Origin of the sequence: Chthoniobacter sp. (assembly GCF_040003245.1) — a bacterium.
Classification (GTDB): domain Bacteria; phylum Verrucomicrobiota; class Verrucomicrobiia; order Chthoniobacterales; family Chthoniobacteraceae; genus Chthoniobacter.
This window is the reverse complement of the sequence record NZ_JBDUCX010000136.1, coordinates 1-17676: the sequence shown is the minus strand read 5'-3', so window position 1 is coordinate 17676 and position 17676 is coordinate 1. Positions and strand designations below refer to the sequence as shown.

The following is a 17676-nucleotide window of genomic DNA, read 5'->3' as shown; positions in this document are numbered from 1 at the left end:
GGCGGCTCTTCTTTTACCTCCGCGCCTCTGCGTTTGTCCCCGTTGCGCCATGGACCTGTCGCCAAGCCTCCAGTCCGCGGTTTCGATCTCTATCTGTGGCGGATCGGATTGCACCAACGCGCGCGGTAGCTACCGTGGTGTCGTGCAAGATCTTGGTAAGGTGCTTTTCATCCTTGGCTGCGTCCTTGTGGTCGCGGGGGCGATCCTCTGGAAGACCGGGGGCTTGGGCGGGCTGGGTCAACTGCCGGGCGATATCTTTGTCCGAAAGGGGAACTCGACGTTCTACTTCCCCGTCGTCACTTGCATCATCATCAGCGTGGTGTTGTCCCTGCTGAGCTGGTTTTTTCGACGGTGAAACTGGACGGCGACGAACAGGTGCGGGCGCGACTGCTTGTAGGGACGCGAAAGTATCTGGCCTGGCGACGGTCGCTGCGGCCTTAGAACGCGTAATCCAGCTTGATCGAGGCGAATTGGGCGCTGGTGCGCTGCTGGAAGAGGTGGGTCTGGTAATCCAGCGTCACGCCGCAGCGCTCGTTAAAGCGGGCGGAAATGCCGGCGCCGAGGTTCAGGTAATCGCTCCCTGGCTGGGCGGCCCGGCCCGTGGCGGTGTATTTCCCGAAGTGGTTGACGCCCGTGCCGGTGACACTGCTGAAGGGCGTCTGCAGAAGCGTGGCGGAGACCTCGTTGGAGCTTTCCAGATATTCATGATCCCAAGTGGCGCGAACTTGCGGGATGACGAGAGCGAAGCCGGTATGGGCTACATAGGAGGCCGTCCAGCCGACTTGCGAGATGAGCGAATCCACATGCCCGGTGGGGAAGCTCAGGTTCGCATTGCCGCCACCGGATTCGTTGAAGCCATCGACATCGCCATGCACCCAATTGAGGCTGGCGATTGGACCGGTGTGAAAGCCACCGAACTTCAAGATGTATCCTGTGTTGAACTGGATGGCGTTGGTGATGGCGTTGGTGTCGCCGCGGGCGGTGTGTCCGGTAAAGGTGTTGCGGCGGGTTCTTTGTTCCAATGTGCCGAAGCTGTAGAGGAGATCGGCGTAGAAGTTCTCCCAGACCGCGGAGCCGTAGGCGGAGATGACGATGCCGTCGGTATTGATGTGGCCGATTTTCTGGCTCAGATCAGCGCCGCTCGAGACCCACGAACCAGCGAGGCCGAAGGCGTAGTGCTCATTGACGCGATACTCCGCGCCCAAGGTTCCGACCCAAGTGTTGGATTCGAAGCCGGGGTGGCTGCCTTCGTCATTGAGGTCGAAATTGCCGTAGTCTCCGGAGGTGAAGATGTCCCAGTGATGGAAGGGCGCTTCCGGTGGGCCTTTGGCTTCTTTTCCGTTACCGTTAGGGCCGCCCGCACCGAGAGTGCCGTCGTCGCGGAGCGTCACGCCCGCGCGCAGGCGAAAGAGGCGCGCGTTGATGTCCTGAAGAATGGTCTGGCTCAGGCCGGCAAGAATCTGCCGCTGGGCCGACGTGAGCGGCACACCGCTTTCCAATGCCGAGATGATCGACTCCACGTCGGCACTGAACCTCGTGGGAGTGGGTATCGTGGATGTGACCACAGGCGCTGGTGTCGGTGTGGCCGATCCGGAGGGAGTGGTGGTAGGCTTGGGGGGTGGCGTTTCCACGGCATGTCCGGAAAAAGCGGTGGCGAGGAAAACCGAAACGGCCGTGAAGAGGATGAAAGAATGCGTGCGAGGCATGTGGTTTAGATGGAACGAAATGGAATCAAACCGTCAAAATGCGTAAGTTCCCGTAGGGTTCTCACGAACCGCAGGGTCGAGGCAAGGGGTTTCGACGGATGTGTAACAAAATCACAAATTGTTTCCATGTGTAGCGATATTCGCTATCAATTCGCTACACTGTTCCTGATCCCGGAGGCAAACCTTTCCCGCCTTCCCCAATACCCGGCTACATCCGCTCCACTTCGCGCTTCTCGACGAAGATCTCCAGGCCTTCCCGGGAGAAATTCTCCATAAAAGGCTCGGGGTCCATCGCCTCGGGCATCATCACCCCGCGTTCCTTGATCTTGCCAGTGACGAGCAGCTTGGCGGCGAGCGCGGGCGGGATGCCGGTCTGGACGACGGTAAGGGAGTAGCCCCACTTTTCGTAAGCGTCGCGGTGGCTATCCATGGTGTAGATGAAATACTCCACCCGCTTGCGCTCCTTGGTGCCGCGGACTTCGGTGCCGACGCAGGAATAGCCGTCGACGGTGGCACCGAGCTGCGCGGGCTTGGGGAGATTGGCCGTGGCCACGCGGATAGGCGCGACCTCCACCCCGTCCACTTTCACTTTTTTCCACGTGTCGAGATTGAGCAGGTCGATCGACTTGGCGACGTTCACCATCTGGTCGGAGATGCCGTATTTGAACACGGAGTATTTTACCCCTTTCTCCACAAAGGGCGGATGGATGCCGAGCGAGACGCCTTCCTCGTGGGCGACGGCGTAGGTTTTCTGCATGCCGATGGGGTCGGGGAAGCGATACCAATCGACCTCGGTTTCCAACGGCCGGCCGCCGGTGACTTTGCCATCCTTCACAAAATACGGGATGGCGTTGAGTTCCTCGAAAAGAGTTTCCGGCGAAAAGAGAACGGCGAAGCGGTAGCCCTTGACCTCCGCATTGTCGGCGTCCAGCACGCGGATGCTGGTGGCGGTGTCGAGCCGGTCCATCGCCCACCGGGCGAAGATATTGACCGCGCCCGGATCGCAACCGAGGCAGAGCAGGCCCGCGAGATCTTTTTCGAGATAGGCCTGATGGAACTTTTCGACTTCTGCTTCAAAAGAATTCTTGAGGGCCTTCTTCACCCCCGGTGCGGAATAGATATCCGCCGCCATGTCGATGTAATGGGAGCCGGCGCGGTGGCAGGCTTCCAGCACGGAGTAGTTGGTGTAGCAATTGCAGGCGTTGAGGGTGACGGCGATTTTATGCTCCGTCATGGCGGCGGCGACTTTCGCGGTTTCCATGGCGTTGAGTTGCAGCACCTCAAAGCGGCTGCGCTTGGTCGTGTTGTGCAGGACGTGGGCGTAGACGGGGTCGACATCCGCGAGAAAGATGCGCTCGAAGCAATCGTATTCATGGAGCTTGCGCCCAATGACCGAACCGACGCCTCCGAGGCCGATGACCAGTGCGTTTGGCATAAAAGTGGGGCCGCTGGTTTCTGGCGGCTTTCTTGAGGGTAGCCCCGGAACGAGGCAAATGCCAATCACCACCGCTAACAGGCGGTCACAGTCCGTGCCCGGACCGAAGGTTTGACCGCGTCGGTGGTGTCATTTCATGCGACCGCCGGCGCACAAACCGGCGAATTCAAAGTGGACGCGGGAGGAGGGAAAGCCCGCTTTCCCGTGATCGCTCCACCTTTTCATCCCAACCAATCCGAATCTTCCATTATGAAATCCATCCTCTTGATCCTCTGTGGCGCAGTCCTTCTCACCGTCCTTCCGGCCTGTGAGAATGAAAGGCGCACCACTACCACCACCACTACGGAAGAGACCACGGTCGCTGCTCCGGCCACAACGGAAACGCGGACCGTCCGCACCTACTAGGCTCGCGTTTACCGCCTTGACAACGAGATAAATTGGCGGTGGGAATGCGGCTATGAAAGTGCTCCCGGTTTTGTTCCTGGCGGTGGTCGCTCTTTGGAGCTGCGCGGCGGTGGCTACCGCGGCGCCTCCTGTCGAATTGCTCACGGCTACGGAAGCGGCGCAGCCCAATTTGCCAATCGGCAAGGAGAAGCCGGACGGCGCGCCGGTGCCCCTGGCGCATAGTGAGACGAAGCCCGTGGTGGGCGCACCGCAGATCGTGGTGGAGACGCCGACGCAAGGCGTGGGCGTTTCGGCGCCCTTTCCGGTCATCATCCGGTTCGTGCCGTCGACTGGGGCGAAGATCAATCTGGAATCGCTGCGAGTGGAGGTGTTGAAGCTGATTCCCATCTCGCTGCTTTCCAAGGTGAAGCCGTACCTCTCCCCGACCGGCATCAATGTTCCAGAGGCGAAGATTCCCGCCGGCACCTACAACGTGCGCATTGCCGTCGCCGACGACCAGGGGCGCGAAGGTTCCACCGTGCAGATGTGGACCGTGCGATAGGTGGTGCTCACGAATGTACGCTGCGCTGATCCTCGCTGCGGGACGTCCTCTGTTGGTGGCCAAAGCCTCGGCTTTTAAAAAACTCGCACCTTAAATCGGCTTAAGCGGGCTTAAGGCACCTTAAATCGGCCGCTTTTTCGTCGCCGGGGCGCCTTGACCGGATCCGCGGCGGATGGCCGGCGGGAAGTGGGCGATCTTGCCGTGGCGAGCGTAGTGGAGTTGTCGGAATTCATGCGGGGAAGTGTGACACAACACGGCGCAAAATGTGCATGGCTCCATTGGTTCCATTGGCTCCATTGTGGAAAAAGTCACTTTTCGCCTCAAAACACGCACGTCAGAGCCCGCGACCCCGCGCGCAAATTCAAGCTGGCTGCTGCCGGCGGGTGGTGAACCAGAAGGCGACGGCGAAGAGGAAGACGAGCGTCATGCCGAGGGCGGCGCCGAAGGGCCAGTCGCGGGCTTGCAGGAATTGATTCTGGATGACTTCGCCGATGGTCGGCTGGATGCCGCCGCCCATGAGTTGGGTGATGCCAAACATGCCGATGGCCGGAATGAAGACGAGCAGAATGCCGGCGACGATGCCCGGCCAGGTGAGCGGCAGGATGACGCGCTGGAAGGTGCGCAGCGGACCGGCGCCGAGATCGAACGAGGCCTCGATGAGCGTGCCGTCGAGCTTTTCGATGGAGCCGTAGACGGGCAGGATGAGGAACGGCAGGTAATTGTAGATCAGCCCCAGCACGACCGCGCCGGGCGTGTAGAGCATCTCGAAAGGCTCGGAAATGAGATGTGTGTATTGCAGGAAGGAATTGAGCAGGCCTTCCGTGCTGAGGATGGTGATCCACGCGTAGGTGCGGACGAGGAAGCTCGTCCAAAACGGGATCATGACGAGCATGAGCAGGAGATTGCGCCGACGCTCTGGCGCGCGTCCGACGAACCACGCGACCGGGTAGCCGAAGACGAGGCAGATGCCGGTGGTGAACGCGGCGTAGACGACCGAGCGCCGGAAGACTGTCCAGTAGACCGTGCCGAATTGGCCAGTATCGGAATCGATGAAGATGCGCCGGTAATTCTCCCACGAGAAATGATAGACGACCTGCCCGAGTTCATCGCGCTGGCAGAAACTGAAGACGAAGAGGATGGCCGTCGGCACGACGACGAAGGCCACGAGCCAGAGCAGCATCGGCGTCATGAGCAGCCAGCCGAGGAAGCCCGGACGACGGCGGCTGCCGGGCTTCTCCCGGACGGTGGCGGGGGTGACTAGCATGATTTGGCAGCCCTCTCCTCGCGGTCATCCTGAGCGGAGTGTAACGGAGTCGAAGGACCCCGTGGCTTTACCAGCGACTCCCAACCGAATTTCACGCCCAAGTTTTCCCAATCGGGATTCAGTGTCGCGATCAGCGCTTCCTTCCTTTCCCGCTTCCAGCCCTTCAATTGCTTCTCTTTCGCGATGGCCGACAGCGGGTCGGGGTACGTTTCGTAGTAGATGAGGACCGTGAGATTGTAGCGGCGGGTGAACCGTGCGCCCTCGTCGTTTTGGTGCTGCCAGAGACGGCCTTCCAGATTGTTGGTGACGCCGATGTAGAGAGTGGTGCGGCGCTCGTTTGTGAGGATGTAGACGAAGAGGTCTTTCATGCAAACGAATCGCTGGTTGTGCGACGGGGTTCTTCGACTCCGTTACACTCCGCTCAGAATGACATAAAAAGGGGCGCGTTTCACTCCTGCTTTCTTCTCAACATAAAAGGGAGGGCGGATGGCCCTTACTTCCCCTTCAAGTCGGTGACCAGCTTGTCGATGTCCTTGGCGGTCTTGCCGATGTCCTTGAAGGTCTCGAGCTTCGGGTCGCCGGGAGGATAGCTGGCGGGGTTTTCGAGTTGCGCTTTGGTGAGGAGTTTGCGCGCTTCGGCGTTGGGATTGGTGTAGGGGAAGGCTTCGGAAATCTTCACGCTCACTTCGGGCCTGAGGATGTAGTTGATGAACTTTTCGGCGTTCTCCTTGTTGGCCGCGCCCTTGGGAATGGCGAGGCTGTCGATGAACTGGTGCGCGTGTTCCGAGGGCAGGATGTATTGGAACTTCTTGTTCTTCTTGTAGAGGAGCGCGGCCTCACCGCTCCAGACGATGCCGAGATCCACATCGCCGTTGAGCAACGCGGTTTTCGGGGAATCCGAATCGTAGACCTTCACCTGCGGCAGCCATTGCTTGAGGACGCCTTTGGCTTTCTCGAGATTCTCCGGCGTGATGTCATTGATCGGGAGGTCGATCGAGCTCAGCGCCCAGGACACAATCTCGCGGCTGTCATCGAGGACCACGATGCGCTTCTTGTGTGAGCCATCGAAGAGGTCGTTGTAACCTTTCACCGGCGTCTTCACCTTCGCGGTGTTGACGACGATACCCACCGAACCGGTCATCCACGGCACGCTGTATTTGCCCTCGGGATCGTGGGGCATCTTGGTGAACTCGGGGGCGAGGTTTTTGATATTGGGGATATTGGCCAGGTTCAGTTCCTCGAGCTTGCCGGCCTTGATCAGCGCCTCGATGGTGTATTCGGAGGGCTGGATGAGATCGTACTTCGAGCCGCCGGCGAGAAGCTTGGCGAGCATGATTTCATTCGAGGCATAGTTCTCCACATTGACCTTGATGCCGGTCTCCTTGGTGAAGCCGTCGATGACTTCCTGGGGCACGTATTCCGACCAGCAAAAGAGATTGAGGCCGGCCTTGCTTTTGGGTGCGGCGGAGAGGGGCGCGGCGAGGAGACCCAGGAGTGCGCAGGCGAGGAGCAGGCGGATGATTTTCATAAATCTGAGGAGAGTTAAGAACGGCGGTCAGCGGTTGATCTTGCGGACCATTTCAGCAAGCACGACGAGCACGGAGGTCGCAAGAATAAAGACGGTGGAGATGGCATTGAGCGAAGGGTCGAGGCCCTTCTTCGCCATGCCGAAGACCTTGAGGGGAAGCGTTTGCGATTCCGGGCCACTGGTGAAGAGCGTGACGATGTATTCGTCCATCGAGAGCGTGAAGGCCATGAGCGCGCCAGAGATGATGGCGGGCAACAGGTAGGGCACCAGGACGAGGAGGAAGGCCTTGAGCGGGGAGGCCCCGAGATCGAGCGCGGCTTCCTCCAGAAAAGGATCCATGCCGGTGAGCCGCGCTTGCACCGCGACGAGCACGAAGGGGAAACAGAACGTCGTGTGGGCGATGATGACGGTAGCGTAACCGAGCCCGAATTCCGACTCCGTGAAATGGGCGAGCCAGTTGTTCAATGGATCGGCGATCACGGAGAAAAGGATCAGGAGACTCACACCCATGATGATTTCCGGGATGACCATCGGCACGAAGATGAGCGTGGTCACCGTCTTCAGGGCCGGAAAGCGATAGCGATGCAGCAACCACGCGCCGCCCGTGCCGAGCAGCACGGAAAGCACGGTGGTGACGCCGGCGATGATGAGGCTGTTTTTCAGCGCATCGGTGAGCGTCTCGTTGTGCCAGAGGCTGCGATACCAATCGAAGGTGAAGCCGGTCCAGACGACGCTGAGATCGGACTTGTTGAACGAATAGACAATGAGCAGCAGGATCGGCAGATAGAGGAAGATGAAGATCAGCGCGGTCCATCCGCCGCAGAGCCAGTTGATGAGCGCCATGCCGGAGGGCAGGCGGAAGCGGGGACGCGCGTGAGTGGCAGTGCTCATGCCTATGGAGCTTCGAAACCGGTGAACTGCACGGCTTGCTCACGGGTGGTGTAGCGAATGAAGCCGCGGCCACCCGGGCGGCCATTGCCGGAGTCGCGCCAGCCGCCGAAGGGGAGCGTGGAGGGAGAAAAAGTCGTCGGGAGATTGGCGTAGAGATTGCCGACTTCGAGCTGCGCGCCGAGGCGTCGGAAGGTGGCCTCGCTGCGCGTGAAGATCGAGGCGGAGAGGCCGAACGGTGTGGCGCCTTGCAAGCGCACGGCGTGATCGAGATCCTCGGCGATGAAGACGCTGACGATCGGCACGAAACATTCCGCATCCGCGTGGCCATCGTCCGTGCACTGGATGACGGCCGGATGAACGTAGTGGCCGCGGCGGCCGGCGACCACGGGTTCCACGCGGCCGGGCACGAGCCACGAGCCGCGCATTTTGTCGCAGAGCCTTTCGTAGCGCTCGACGGCGGCGATGCTGATCAGCGGGCCCAGTCGGGTCGTGGCGAGCAGAGGATCGCCGGGGGCATACGTCTGCAAGGCGGTGAGAAACCGCGGCACAAACTCGGCGGCCACGGGGCGCAAGACGATGACGCGGCTGGTGGCATTGCAACGCTGACCGGCGGTGAGGCACGCGCCGTCCGCGGCCGCCAGGGCGGCTTTGTCGAGATCGGCGTCGGCGCAGACGATCAGGGCATTGCTCCCGCCCAGTTCGAGGGCCAGATCCTTGGAAAAATCACCCGCGAGCTTCTGCGCCAGCGTGCGGCCGACGGGCACGGAGCCGGTGAAGCACACGGCGCGGACGCGCGGCTCGAGGCACAAGGCTTCGCTTTCGTGGGCGCCGCCCTGCAGGACTTGAAAGACCGCGTGCGGAAAATGCGGGGCCATCAATTCGCCGTAACGCGCGGCGACATTGGCCGCGAGGGGGGAGGGCTTGTAGACGACCGGATTGCCGGCGAGCAGGTGGGCGACATTGGCGCCATGCCCGAGATGCAGCGGGAAATTGAAAGGGCCGATGACGGCCGCCGGGCCGCGGGCACGTTGTCGCACCGTCGAGGCCTGCGGTCCGTCGGCAGGGTGCCGCTCGGCGAGATGCGTCTCGGCGTCGGCAATGGTGAAACCGATTTTGGAGATGACCGCGCCGACCTCGCCTTGCGCTTCGGTAATGGGTTTGCCGGTCTCGATGGTGATGCCGCGGGCCAGTTCATCCTTCGCGGCCGCCAGTGCTTGCTGCGCGGCGTGCATGCTCCCGATGCGATCCTGCAGCGACACATGGGCCCACGCGGGCGCGGCAGCGTGCGCTCGCTCCACCGTCGCGGTTACGTCTCCCGCGACGACTTCCGGCAGAGCCACGGACAGGTCGCCGGGGCTCAGATTCGTCCACCGGTCAGCCACCATAGACCTCCCTCCAGGCCGCGAAGGTATTGAGATGCACGCGGACGACTTTGCTCACGTCGTTGGTGTAGCCACCGGCGAGAACCCACGCCACGGGAATGCCGTGGGCTTTGGTGAATTCAAAGACGCGCCGGTCGCGGGCGAGCAAATCATCGTGATCGAGCGCCAGCGGAGAGTAGGGGTCTTCGAAGTACGGATCGGCGCCGGCCTGATAGAGCAATACGTCCGGTTTACGTTTGGCGAGCAGGGGCAGCGCCTCGTCCATGATCTCGAAAAGTGTCTGGCGATCGCAGCCCGCGGGCAGGGCAAAGGATTTGTGATTGCTACCATCCACATGCTGCCGTTCCGAGACATCGCGGTAGGAGAAGTTGTCCCAGAAATCATTCCCGTAGAGCGAGAGCGCAAAGAGGTGCGGGCGCGAAGCGGCGAGCTGCGCCGTGCCGTTCCCGTAGTGCAAGTCCATGTCGAGCACGGCGGCCGTGCGGATTTCGCCAGCGGCCACGAGGGCATCGATGGTGACCACGAGTCCATTGAACGTGCAAAAGCCTTCGCCGTGGTCCGCACTCGCGTGGTGAAAACCGCTGACCAGCGCCGCGGAGACGCCGTCCTGCAAGGCCCGGCGCGCCGCGGCGAGACATCCGCCGCTGGTGAGACAGACGCTCGGGAAGAGTTCCGGCGACCAGGGGAATTTCTGGGACTGGGCGAGATCGTGCGGCTCCCCTGTCTTGATGGCTTCGAGGTATTCCGCGGTGTGGACGCGCAACAGATCCCGCCCGGTCACGGGTTCGGGTCGCGCGAGCTTGATGCCCGGTGCGTCGCGCAAGCCATCGGCCACGAGGCCGAATTTCCGGATCGGCATGATGTGCTGGCCGATGGGTGCGGCGTAGCCGGGATGAAAATAGGCGGTCAGCATTGCGTCGGTGGGACGAGCGGGATCATGGCATCGTCCGCTGGATAGCTGTCGAGCGAGAGTAACGGATGCGCAAGATCCGTCGCGCGGAATTGTGGGCGATAGATGTCGTAAAGTGTCTCGACGAGTTGCCGCACCTCGGCCCCGAAAATGCCGCGTTCGTGCTCGCGGCGGACGCGGCGGACGAGCAGTTGAAAGGGCAGGGGGCGCGTGCTGCCGGTGGCATCGATGACGGCTGGATCGCGAAAATCGGGTTGAAAGTATTGCACCATCTGCGGATCGATCTTGCGGAAACCGGCCCGCTCGTAGGCCTGCAAGCGGATCATGCGCGGCGGGTCGTCCGGCAGCGGATATTCCATCTCGGCGAGGAGGGTGATCGGGGTGAAAAATGCCAACGGGGCGCCGTTGGCGATCACGCAGGACGTGGCGGTGGCGATGGGCAGGGCGCGCATCCACCCGGCGAGGCCGGTGCGGCGGGCCAGCGGCGAGACGAGATTGTGGGAGAGATGGACGACGACGTTCAGGTTGTCGCGGGTCATCGCCGCGGTGTGATCGCGCACGGCGACAAATTCCCCGGCCGAGCGGACGAACGCCATCTGGTAAAGAAAGCGCGGTCCAAGTTGGAAGCGCTGGGCGAGGACCTCGCGCCGTTCCATCTCGTCCTTCGGACCGAATTCCGCCCAAAGCCGGCCGTACGCCTCCTCGAAGAGCGGATCGTTGACGCTGTGAATGCGGGCGAGATCGAAACGGGCAAGATCGAGCGTGGCGGATTTTTCATCCCCCGGAGCGAGGTCGCGTGTGGTCACGGGCCATTGCATCAAATTCAACATGAACAGCGGGGTGCCGCTTGGCAAAGGTTTCGGACGGGTGTTCATTATGGGCAACGATGAGCATCACGGCCTCCCCCGATACGCTCGCGCGGCTCGACGCGCAGCATCACCTGCACCCGTTTACGAATCACGAGGAGATGCATGCCGCGGGCACGCACGTCATGGTGCGGGGGGAAGGTGTGTACGTGTGGGACGCGCGCGGGCAGAAGTTGCTCGATGGCCTTGCCGGCCTGTGGTGTGTGAACGTCGGCTATAGTTGCCCGGAAATCATCGAGGCGGTGGGTGACCAGATGCGGCGGCTGCCGTACTATTGCTCGTTTTTCAATACGACGACCGAGCCAGCGATCGAACTCGCGGACAAGATCGCTTCGCTGGCGCCGCGCGGACTGGGCCACGTCATGTTTACCAATTCCGGCTCCGAGGCGAACGAGACGGCGCTGAAGCTCATCCGCGGCTATCTGAAACTGCGCGGGCAATCGCAGAAGTCGAAGATCGTGACGCGCAATTTTTCCTATCACGGCGTGACCATTGCCACGACGAGCATGACCGGCCTGCCGAGTTGCACCGCGCCGTTCGACCTGCCGCTGCCGGGCTTTGTGCAGGTGCCCGGGCCGAACGCTTACGCGGCGGACAAGGAGAGGGAGCCGGATGCCTATGGCCAATGGTGCCTGGAGGAAACGGAGCGGATCATCCTGCGGGAAGACCCGGCGACGATTGCGGCGATCTTCGCCGAGCCGATCCAGGGAGCGGGTGGGGTCATCGTTCCACCGGCGGGCCATTTGCGCGGACTGCGTGATCTCGCCCGCAAGCATGATATTCTCTTCGTCGCGGATGAAGTGATCACGGGCTTTGGGCGCCTAGGGAGTTGGTTTGGGAGTGAGTTGTGGAACCTGGAACCGGACTTTCTCGTGCTCGCGAAGGGGCTGACGAGTGGCTATCTGCCCCTCGGAGCGACGGTGGTGCGCGATGAGATTGCGGAGACGTTGATTCACGGCGGCTATCTCGCGCATGGCTTCACCTACAGCGGACATCCCACGACGTGCGCGGCGGGGCTCGCCAATCTGCGCGTGATCGAGCGCGACAAACTCGTCGAGCACGTGCGCGACGATGTGGGGCCCTACTTCCAGGGCAAACTGCGGGGCTACGCGAAACATCCGCTGGTGGGTGACGTGCGCGGCTATGGATTGATCGGTGCGTTGGAACTGCTGCCGCCGGATCGCGACAAGGCGAAATTGAAAAACACACTCGGGGCGAAAGCCGCGGGCCTCGCCCGCAAGGAAGGCGTGATCGTGCGCGGCATTCGCGACCTGATCGCCATGTCGCCACCGCTGATCGTCACGCGCCCGCAGATCGATGAACTTTTTGCTGGTGTCGACCGCGCGCTGGCCAAAATGGCGGGATGAGCACCGCGAAATGTCGTTGCGCCTGGGCGCGCGAAGAACCGAACCTCCACTACCATGATACCGAGTGGGGCGTGCCGCAGCATGAAGACCGTGTGCTCTTTGAGTTCCTCATTCTCGAGGGCGCGCAGGCCGGGTTGAGCTGGACGACGATTCTGAACAAGCGCGAGAACTACCGCGCGGCCTACGACGGCTTCGACGTGAAACGCATTGCCAAGTACGACGACCGCAAGGTGGCGAAGCTCCTCGCCGATGCGGGCATCGTGCGCAACCGGCTCAAGGTCGCTGCTTCCATCGCCAACGCGCGCGCCTTTCTCGCCGTGCAAAAGGAATTCGGCAGCTTCGACGCGTATGTCTGGCAATTCGTCGGCGGCACGCCGCGGCAGAACAAGCGCGCGTCGATGAAGGAAGTGCCGGCGCGCACCGCGGAATCTGACGCCATGAGCAAGGACCTGCTGAAGCGCGGGTTCAAATTCGTGGGTTCGACGATCTGCTACGCCTACATGCAAGCCGTGGGCATGGTGAACGATCACACCGTCGATTGCTTTCGCTATCGCCCGGTGACGAAGCTGGCGAAGTGAGTGCCGGATGGCACTCGACTTCCCGCCACCACAGGAATAGGCCAAAGCTCCACACCCACCCATGAAACTTCGCACCCGCCTCCTCTCCCTCGCCGCGTTCGCTTTGTGCGCGCGCCTTCCGCTGCCTGCGGCCGACACCATCGAGATCAAACAGCAATGGCAGGCGGGCAAAAAATACTATCAGACGATCCAGACCGACCAGCAGAGCAGCGTCGAGATCGGGCCGCAGAAAATGGAGCAGACCACGAGCATGACCATCGAATTGACCATGGCCGTGAGCGCGCATCAGGACGGCCAGCCGAAGCGGATGGTGATCCGCTACGAGCGGATGGCGATGCAGGTCGGGATGAACGGGCAGAAAATGGGCTACGATTCGGCCAAGCCGGCCGAGGGAGGCGATCCGCTCAACCTCAGCAAGACCATCGGCGCGACCGTGGGGCAGGAATTGAAAGTGGTCTTCAACGACAAGGATGAGGTCGACAAGGTCGAGAATTACGATGAGTTCATCGCGCACCTCAGTCCCGCGGCGGTCCCCGGCTTTGATCCGGCGAAGATGTTCAACCGCGAATCGCTGACTCAAATGTTGAAGCAAGGCAGCCTGCAAGCGGTGCCGGGAAAACCGGTGACCGCGGGAGACAGCTGGTCCTTTAGCAACCAGGTCGATCTGCCCCAACTCGGGAAGGTGTCCGTGACCGGCAAATACACGCTCAAGGGCGTGGGCGACCACGATGGTGTGCGATGCGCGGAGATTCAGACCGAGGGTGCGCTGGCGATGGACTTGGGCGCCGCTACGGACACGTCGTCGCCCCTCAGCGCGCTGGGGATGAAAGTGACCGACGGTAACATCAAAGGGCCGGTGTGGTTCGATCCGGCGCTGGGCATCGCGCGCGAATCGCAACTCACGCAGGAGATGAACATCACGATGAAAAATCCCGCCGATCCCACGGCCACGTTAAACGTGCCGATGAAGCAGCAGATCTCCGTGAAGCTGACGAAGATCGAGGATCTGAAGTAGGGAAGTGCTTAGTGCTTAGTGCCTAGTGCTTAGACCGCACTTGCGACACGCAAACTAAGCACTGAGTACTAAGCACTCACTTCCCTCGGATGAACTCCACGATGTCCCGCCGCAGTTTCTCTGCGTCGGGCTGGTTGAGATACATCATGTGGCCGCTCTCGTAGTACTGGATCGAGAGGTTTGGGCGGAGGCTGTCGGGGATGTGCAGGTGGTCGAGACTGAAGAGCGTGGAATCCATCGGCACGGCGAGGTCGCGATAGCCGAGGCAGAAGAGCACGCGCAGGCGGGTGTTGTTCTTGAGCGCCTTGGCGAGGCGGTCTTCCACGTTCACGGCTTCGCCCTCGAAGTCGTGGAAGCTCCAGTTGACCCCGCCGAGGATGCGGTAGGGGAGGTCCCATTCGTAGCCGAGATCGCCGCGGATGGAGGCGTTGGCCGCGGCGGAGAAGGAGCCGTAGATGTTCGTGTAGCTGGGATCGAACTCGGGGCTGTTGTTCAGGTGATCATAATCCTCCGCGGTCACGCGGCCATCGTAGCGCCCGATGATCTTGCCTTCTTTTTTGAGCAGGTTCTCGAAGAAAAGCCCGGGACGAATGACGAGGTGGGCGCGTTCGATCAAGTCACGGTCGAGGCCGGTGAGCCGCGCGAGTTTCTCGGCGATGCGCGTGCGCTCCGCGGCCGGCAGGCTGGCGCCCTTGAGCAAGGCGAGGGCGTAGTCGCCCTGGGCGAAAGCGCGCGCCTCGGCGATGGCCTTGGCGCGATCGGCCTGGAGATCGGGCGGCAGCTTGCCGTGGAAGTGCGCGGTCGCGGTGAAGCTGGGCAGAAAGCAGAGCGCCCCCTGGAGGTCGCCGCCGAGGTTCTCGAAATTGATCACGCCGGAAATACAGATGAAGCCGTCGACGTAGAGGCCGTGCTTGGTCTGCAGATATTCGCACAGGCCGGAGCCGCGAATGCCGCCGTAACTTTCGCCGCAAAGATATTTCGGCGAGGCCCAGCGCTGCTCGCGGGTGGTGAGAGAGCGGATGAATTCGCCGACGCTCTCGATGTCGCCATTCACGCTCCAGAATTGTTCGCCCTTCTCGCCTTTCGACGGCCGGCTCGCGCCGGTGCCGACGGGGTCGATGAAGACGAGATCGGTGACATCGAGAATCGAATTGGGGTTCGCCACCACGGGAGCGTGCGGCGCGGCCTGGAGGCCTTGGGGGTCGAGTTCCACCTTGCGCGGCCCGAGCCCGCCGAAGTGCAGCCAGACCGCCGAGGAACCGGGTCCGCCATTGAAACAAAAGGTGATCGGACGCTTGGCCGCATCGGTGGCCGCGAGCGGTTTTCCATCCGCCCCCACCGCCGCGTAGTAGACGTAAAAAACGCGCGCCCGTTCGCCGGTGCCATCTTCCTTGAGCAGCGGCAGCAGCCCGGTCTTGGCCACATACTTCACTTCCTGCCCGGCGATCGTCACTGAGCCCTTCGACTCCTTGGGTTTGTCCTCCTTGGCCTTTTCGTCTTTCGGCTTTTCCTCCGGCTTCTTGTCGCCCGGCTTGGCGTCCTCTTTCTTCTCCGTCTCGGGCTTCTTGGCGGCGTCCTCCTTTTCGTCGGCGAACGCGGAAAGGCCAAAGGCACACAGGGACAACAGGGCGAGGCAGGGGAACGGGCGGATCATGGGAGTGGCGTTAGTCAACCGGGCGGCGGCTTTTGTTCATCGAAAGTGCGCTACTTTGACGGGCGCGGCTCGCAGTGCAAGATCGACCGATCTAAGATGCCGTTTTGGTCCGTTCCGTGCTCGTTCTTGGGGCGGCCCTTTTTCTCTATGCGTCTCCACTCCACCCTGCGTCGAACGATCCTGTCCCTCTCCGTGGCGGTCGCGGGCTCCATGCTCCTGGCACTATCCCACGGCTGGACCCAGACGGCGGGCAAGGCGGCTGCCCCGACTGCACCACCGGCCGATCCGGGTTTGTTTCCCGATCCGGAGCCGGTGCTGGTGAAAAAGGCGAGCCTCCACGGCTTGCTGGAGGTATTGCTGCTCAAGGATGGCGAAATGGTGGGGCCGATGATCTGGCAACTACTCGCCACGATGTCCAAGGCGAAGGATCAGGGGACGGGGCCGAGCGAGTTCCTCGCCGCCAGCTATCGCGCGGAACGGCTCAAGGGGTCGGATGCAGCGGAGGTCCAGAATTGCCTGCTGAGCGCGTGGGCGGGCGCCCAGAGCCTGGCATTGTTTACGCCGGAAAATATCGCCCTGATGGAGCGGGGCGCGGCGCCGCGCGCGACGCGGGGCATGGAACGGGGCAGGCCGGTGAATCTCGATATCGAGAATCTGCCGGCGGTGACGCTGACGACGAAGGCGACCCGCAAGGTGGCGTCCGCAGCCACGCCGGCCCCGGCGCCTGTGCCGGAACAGGCCCCCGTGGTGCCGGCGGTGGTCGTCAAAACCGTGGAGGTCCGTCTGCACGAGCGCGTCCCGCTGGACGCTTATGGCATGCGGAACATGGATTTCCGCGTCGATAGCATCGACCCCCACGGGTCGGTGTCATTTCTCTTTGATGATCGCACCGTCCATCACTTTGGGCAGGTGGATCGCCGGAACTCGGTGGGGCTGCTGACCCGGGAGCTGGGATTTAACGACGGGGTCGACAAGATGACCGCCTTCTCCCCGGAAGCGATCCCGGATACCAAGATCCGCGGGGTCAAACTGGTCACGCTGCCGTTCGCTGCCATCTACCTGGACGAAGACATCGGTGTGCAAGTGAACCTGCGCCTCATCGTCCGGGTGGCCAGCGAGGCGCTGATGATCGATCAACTTCCTCCGGAGAGGCGGAAGCTCTACGAAATCCAGAATCCGCCGTAAAACGCGAAAAAGGCGGCGAAAAAGGCGCTTTTCCGCAATGGAGCCAATGGGACCAACCGAGCCCATGGAGCCCATGGAAAATGGAAAATGGAAAATGGAAAAGCAGCCGGCCTAGGCCAGGCACTTCTCCAGCTCGGCGCGGATCTTTGCCTCGTCGAGTCCCTTGCCGATGAAGACGAGCTGGCTGGTGCGCTTCTCGTCTTTTTCCCAGAGGCGGTCCCACATGATCGTGAAGCGGTTGTTCACGCCGTGGAAGATGGCGCGGCGCGGATTTCCGGCGATGCTGATGAAGCCTTTCGAGCGATAGACTTTTTCCTTTTCGCTGAGCGTCTGGACGAAGAACTCGAACTTTTCCACGCTGAACGGCTTCTCGAACTCGAAGGAGAATGACTGGATGTCGTGGTGATGCCGCGTGTTGAGTTCGTCGAGGAATTGCGGATCGACGGCGAGTTTTTGGTCCACGTCGAAGGCATGCATGTCGAGCATCTCCTTGAGGTTCACCTGCGATTGGTTCGTGCGAAAAATCTGCGCGTGCGGGTTGAGTTCGCGCACCATCGCTTCGATGCGCGTGAGCTGCGTTTCATCGACGAGGTCGGTTTTGTTGAGCAGGAGAAAATCGGCCATGCGGATTTGCTCGGCGACCGTCTCGGTTTCGATCATCTGCTTTTCCACCTGCTCGGCATCGACCACCGTGATGATCGAATCCATGCGGACGAACTGCTGGAGCGCGGGGATGTTTAGGAAAGTCTGCGCGACCGGGCCGGGGTCGGCGATGCCGGTCGTCTCGATGAGCAGGTAGTCGAAGCCGCCTTTCTTCACGAGGTTCTGCACGCCTTTCACGAGATCCTTGCGGATGGTGCAGCAGAGGCAGCCGTTGTTCATCTGCACGATCTCCTCCTTTTGATTTTCCACCAGCATGCCGTCGATGCCGATCTTGCCGACTTCATTG

18 protein-coding genes are annotated in these 17676 nt (G+C 61.7%); 7 read left to right on the top strand and 11 right to left on the bottom strand.

What is annotated here, in order from left to right; genetic code table 11:
- Nucleotides 1-142 precede the first annotated feature (142 nt).
- The gene (locus ABJF10_RS18455) at nt 143-355 is read left to right on the top strand and encodes a DUF2905 domain-containing protein (RefSeq protein ID WP_348546072.1); all 213 of its coding nucleotides are present in this window, start codon (nt 143-145) and stop codon (nt 353-355) included.
- A gap of 82 nt (nt 356-437) precedes the next feature.
- On the opposite strand, the gene ABJF10_RS18450 is transcribed toward ABJF10_RS18455, so the two are convergent.
- Together ABJF10_RS18450 and ABJF10_RS18445 are read right to left on the bottom strand one after the other, a co-directional pair.
- Nucleotides 438-1706: an autotransporter outer membrane beta-barrel domain-containing protein gene (locus ABJF10_RS18450; RefSeq protein WP_348546071.1), complete on the bottom strand. Its 1269-nt coding sequence runs from the start codon at nt 1704-1706 to the stop codon at nt 438-440.
- Nucleotides 1707-1914: 208 nt separating this feature from the next.
- Nucleotides 1915-3141, bottom strand: coding sequence for a saccharopine dehydrogenase C-terminal domain-containing protein (locus tag ABJF10_RS18445; RefSeq protein WP_348546070.1), 1227 nt, complete (start codon nt 3139-3141; stop codon nt 1915-1917).
- A 249-nt stretch (nt 3142-3390) separates the two neighbouring features.
- On the opposite strand from ABJF10_RS18445, the gene ABJF10_RS18440 reads away from it, so the two are divergent.
- Nucleotides 3391-3546, top strand: a complete 156-nt coding sequence (locus ABJF10_RS18440) for a hypothetical protein (protein ID WP_348546069.1) — start codon at nt 3391-3393, stop codon at nt 3544-3546.
- Between the two features lie 52 nt (nt 3547-3598).
- Complete coding sequence (locus ABJF10_RS18435) at nt 3599-4087, top strand: hypothetical protein (protein ID WP_348546068.1); 489 nt, start codon at nt 3599-3601, stop codon at nt 4085-4087.
- A 361-nt stretch (nt 4088-4448) separates the two neighbouring features.
- Here ABJF10_RS18435 and ABJF10_RS18430 read toward each other — a convergent pair whose 3' ends face one another.
- The 7 genes from ABJF10_RS18430 to ABJF10_RS18400 all read right to left on the bottom strand — a co-directional run bounded on the left by ABJF10_RS18430 (nt 4449) and on the right by ABJF10_RS18400 (nt 10868).
- A complete protein-coding gene (locus ABJF10_RS18430) occupies nt 4449-5351 on the bottom strand; it encodes an ABC transporter permease (protein ID WP_348546067.1) in 903 nt (300 codons plus the stop codon).
- On the bottom strand, nt 5345-5719 hold the full coding sequence (locus ABJF10_RS18425; protein WP_348546066.1) for a GIY-YIG nuclease family protein: 375 nt from the start codon (nt 5717-5719) through the stop codon (nt 5345-5347). The genes ABJF10_RS18430 and ABJF10_RS18425 overlap by 7 nt, the downstream gene beginning before the upstream one ends.
- 125 nt (nt 5720-5844) lie before the next feature.
- Nucleotides 5845-6879 carry a spermidine/putrescine ABC transporter substrate-binding protein gene (locus ABJF10_RS18420; RefSeq protein ID WP_348546065.1) on the bottom strand — a complete coding sequence of 345 codons (1035 nt, stop codon included), beginning with the start codon at nt 6877-6879 and terminating at the stop codon, nt 5845-5847.
- Nucleotides 6880-6906: 27 nt separating this feature from the next.
- Nucleotides 6907-7770 carry an ABC transporter permease gene (locus tag ABJF10_RS18415; RefSeq protein ID WP_348546064.1) on the bottom strand — a complete coding sequence of 288 codons (864 nt, stop codon included), beginning with the start codon at nt 7768-7770 and terminating at the stop codon, nt 6907-6909.
- Nucleotides 7771-7772: 2 nt separating this feature from the next.
- Nucleotides 7773-9155, bottom strand: a complete 1383-nt coding sequence (locus ABJF10_RS18410; protein ID WP_348546063.1) for an aldehyde dehydrogenase family protein — start codon at nt 9153-9155, stop codon at nt 7773-7775.
- Nucleotides 9145-10065 carry a histone deacetylase gene (locus tag ABJF10_RS18405; protein WP_348546062.1) on the bottom strand — a complete coding sequence of 307 codons (921 nt, stop codon included), beginning with the start codon at nt 10063-10065 and terminating at the stop codon, nt 9145-9147. The genes ABJF10_RS18410 and ABJF10_RS18405 overlap by 11 nt, the downstream gene beginning before the upstream one ends.
- On the bottom strand, nt 10059-10868 hold the full coding sequence (locus tag ABJF10_RS18400; protein WP_348546061.1) for a hypothetical protein: 810 nt from the start codon (nt 10866-10868) through the stop codon (nt 10059-10061). The genes ABJF10_RS18405 and ABJF10_RS18400 overlap by 7 nt, the downstream gene beginning before the upstream one ends.
- A gap of 80 nt (nt 10869-10948) precedes the next feature.
- Here ABJF10_RS18400 and ABJF10_RS18395 point away from each other — a divergent pair, with 80 nt between their 5' ends.
- The 3 genes from ABJF10_RS18395 to ABJF10_RS18385 all read left to right on the top strand — a co-directional run bounded on the left by ABJF10_RS18395 (nt 10949) and on the right by ABJF10_RS18385 (nt 13888).
- Complete coding sequence (locus ABJF10_RS18395; RefSeq protein ID WP_348546060.1) at nt 10949-12295, top strand: aminotransferase; 1347 nt, start codon at nt 10949-10951, stop codon at nt 12293-12295.
- Nucleotides 12292-12873, top strand: coding sequence for a DNA-3-methyladenine glycosylase I (locus ABJF10_RS18390; protein WP_348546059.1), 582 nt, complete (start codon nt 12292-12294; stop codon nt 12871-12873). The genes ABJF10_RS18395 and ABJF10_RS18390 overlap by 4 nt, the downstream gene beginning before the upstream one ends.
- 61 nt (nt 12874-12934) lie before the next feature.
- The gene (locus ABJF10_RS18385) at nt 12935-13888 is read left to right on the top strand and encodes a DUF6263 family protein (RefSeq protein ID WP_348546058.1); all 954 of its coding nucleotides are present in this window, start codon (nt 12935-12937) and stop codon (nt 13886-13888) included.
- Nucleotides 13889-13964: 76 nt separating this feature from the next.
- On the opposite strand, the gene ABJF10_RS18380 is transcribed toward ABJF10_RS18385, so the two are convergent.
- Complete coding sequence (locus tag ABJF10_RS18380; RefSeq protein ID WP_348546057.1) at nt 13965-15542, bottom strand: peptidase S10; 1578 nt, start codon at nt 15540-15542, stop codon at nt 13965-13967.
- 147 nt (nt 15543-15689) lie between these two features.
- On the opposite strand from ABJF10_RS18380, the gene ABJF10_RS18375 reads away from it, so the two are divergent.
- A complete protein-coding gene (locus tag ABJF10_RS18375; protein WP_348546056.1) occupies nt 15690-16727 on the top strand; it encodes a hypothetical protein in 1038 nt (345 codons plus the stop codon).
- A 111-nt stretch (nt 16728-16838) separates the two neighbouring features.
- On the opposite strand, the gene ABJF10_RS18370 is transcribed toward ABJF10_RS18375, so the two are convergent.
- On the bottom strand, nt 16839-17676 hold an 838-nt coding region (locus ABJF10_RS18370; RefSeq protein ID WP_348546055.1), incomplete at its 5' end, for a GTP-binding protein.

Bases quoted from the DNA above. Each gene is read 5' to 3' on its own strand.
- ABJF10_RS18450 (WP_348546071.1), bottom strand. From the start codon at position 1,706: ATGCCTCGCACGCATTCTTTCATCCTCTTCACGGCCGTTTCGGTTTTC.
- ABJF10_RS18445 (WP_348546070.1), bottom strand. From the start codon at position 3,141: ATGCCAAACGCACTGGTCATCGGCCTCGGAGGCGTCGGTTCGGTCATT.
- ABJF10_RS18440 (WP_348546069.1), top strand. From the start codon at position 3,391: ATGAAATCCATCCTCTTGATCCTCTGTGGCGCAGTCCTTCTCACCGTC.
- ABJF10_RS18435 (WP_348546068.1), top strand. From the start codon at position 3,599: ATGAAAGTGCTCCCGGTTTTGTTCCTGGCGGTGGTCGCTCTTTGGAGC.
- ABJF10_RS18430 (WP_348546067.1), bottom strand. From the start codon at position 5,351: ATGCTAGTCACCCCCGCCACCGTCCGGGAGAAGCCCGGCAGCCGCCGT.
- ABJF10_RS18425 (WP_348546066.1), bottom strand. From the start codon at position 5,719: ATGAAAGACCTCTTCGTCTACATCCTCACAAACGAGCGCCGCACCACT.
- ABJF10_RS18420 (WP_348546065.1), bottom strand. From the start codon at position 6,879: ATGAAAATCATCCGCCTGCTCCTCGCCTGCGCACTCCTGGGTCTCCTC.
- ABJF10_RS18415 (WP_348546064.1), bottom strand. From the start codon at position 7,770: ATGAGCACTGCCACTCACGCGCGTCCCCGCTTCCGCCTGCCCTCCGGC.
- ABJF10_RS18410 (WP_348546063.1), bottom strand. From the start codon at position 9,155: ATGGTGGCTGACCGGTGGACGAATCTGAGCCCCGGCGACCTGTCCGTG.
- ABJF10_RS18405 (WP_348546062.1), bottom strand. From the start codon at position 10,065: ATGCTGACCGCCTATTTTCATCCCGGCTACGCCGCACCCATCGGCCAG.
- ABJF10_RS18395 (WP_348546060.1), top strand. From the start codon at position 10,949: ATGAGCATCACGGCCTCCCCCGATACGCTCGCGCGGCTCGACGCGCAG.
- ABJF10_RS18390 (WP_348546059.1), top strand. From the start codon at position 12,292: ATGAGCACCGCGAAATGTCGTTGCGCCTGGGCGCGCGAAGAACCGAAC.
- ABJF10_RS18385 (WP_348546058.1), top strand. From the start codon at position 12,935: ATGAAACTTCGCACCCGCCTCCTCTCCCTCGCCGCGTTCGCTTTGTGC.
- ABJF10_RS18380 (WP_348546057.1), bottom strand. From the start codon at position 15,542: ATGATCCGCCCGTTCCCCTGCCTCGCCCTGTTGTCCCTGTGTGCCTTT.
- ABJF10_RS18375 (WP_348546056.1), top strand. From the start codon at position 15,690: ATGCGTCTCCACTCCACCCTGCGTCGAACGATCCTGTCCCTCTCCGTG.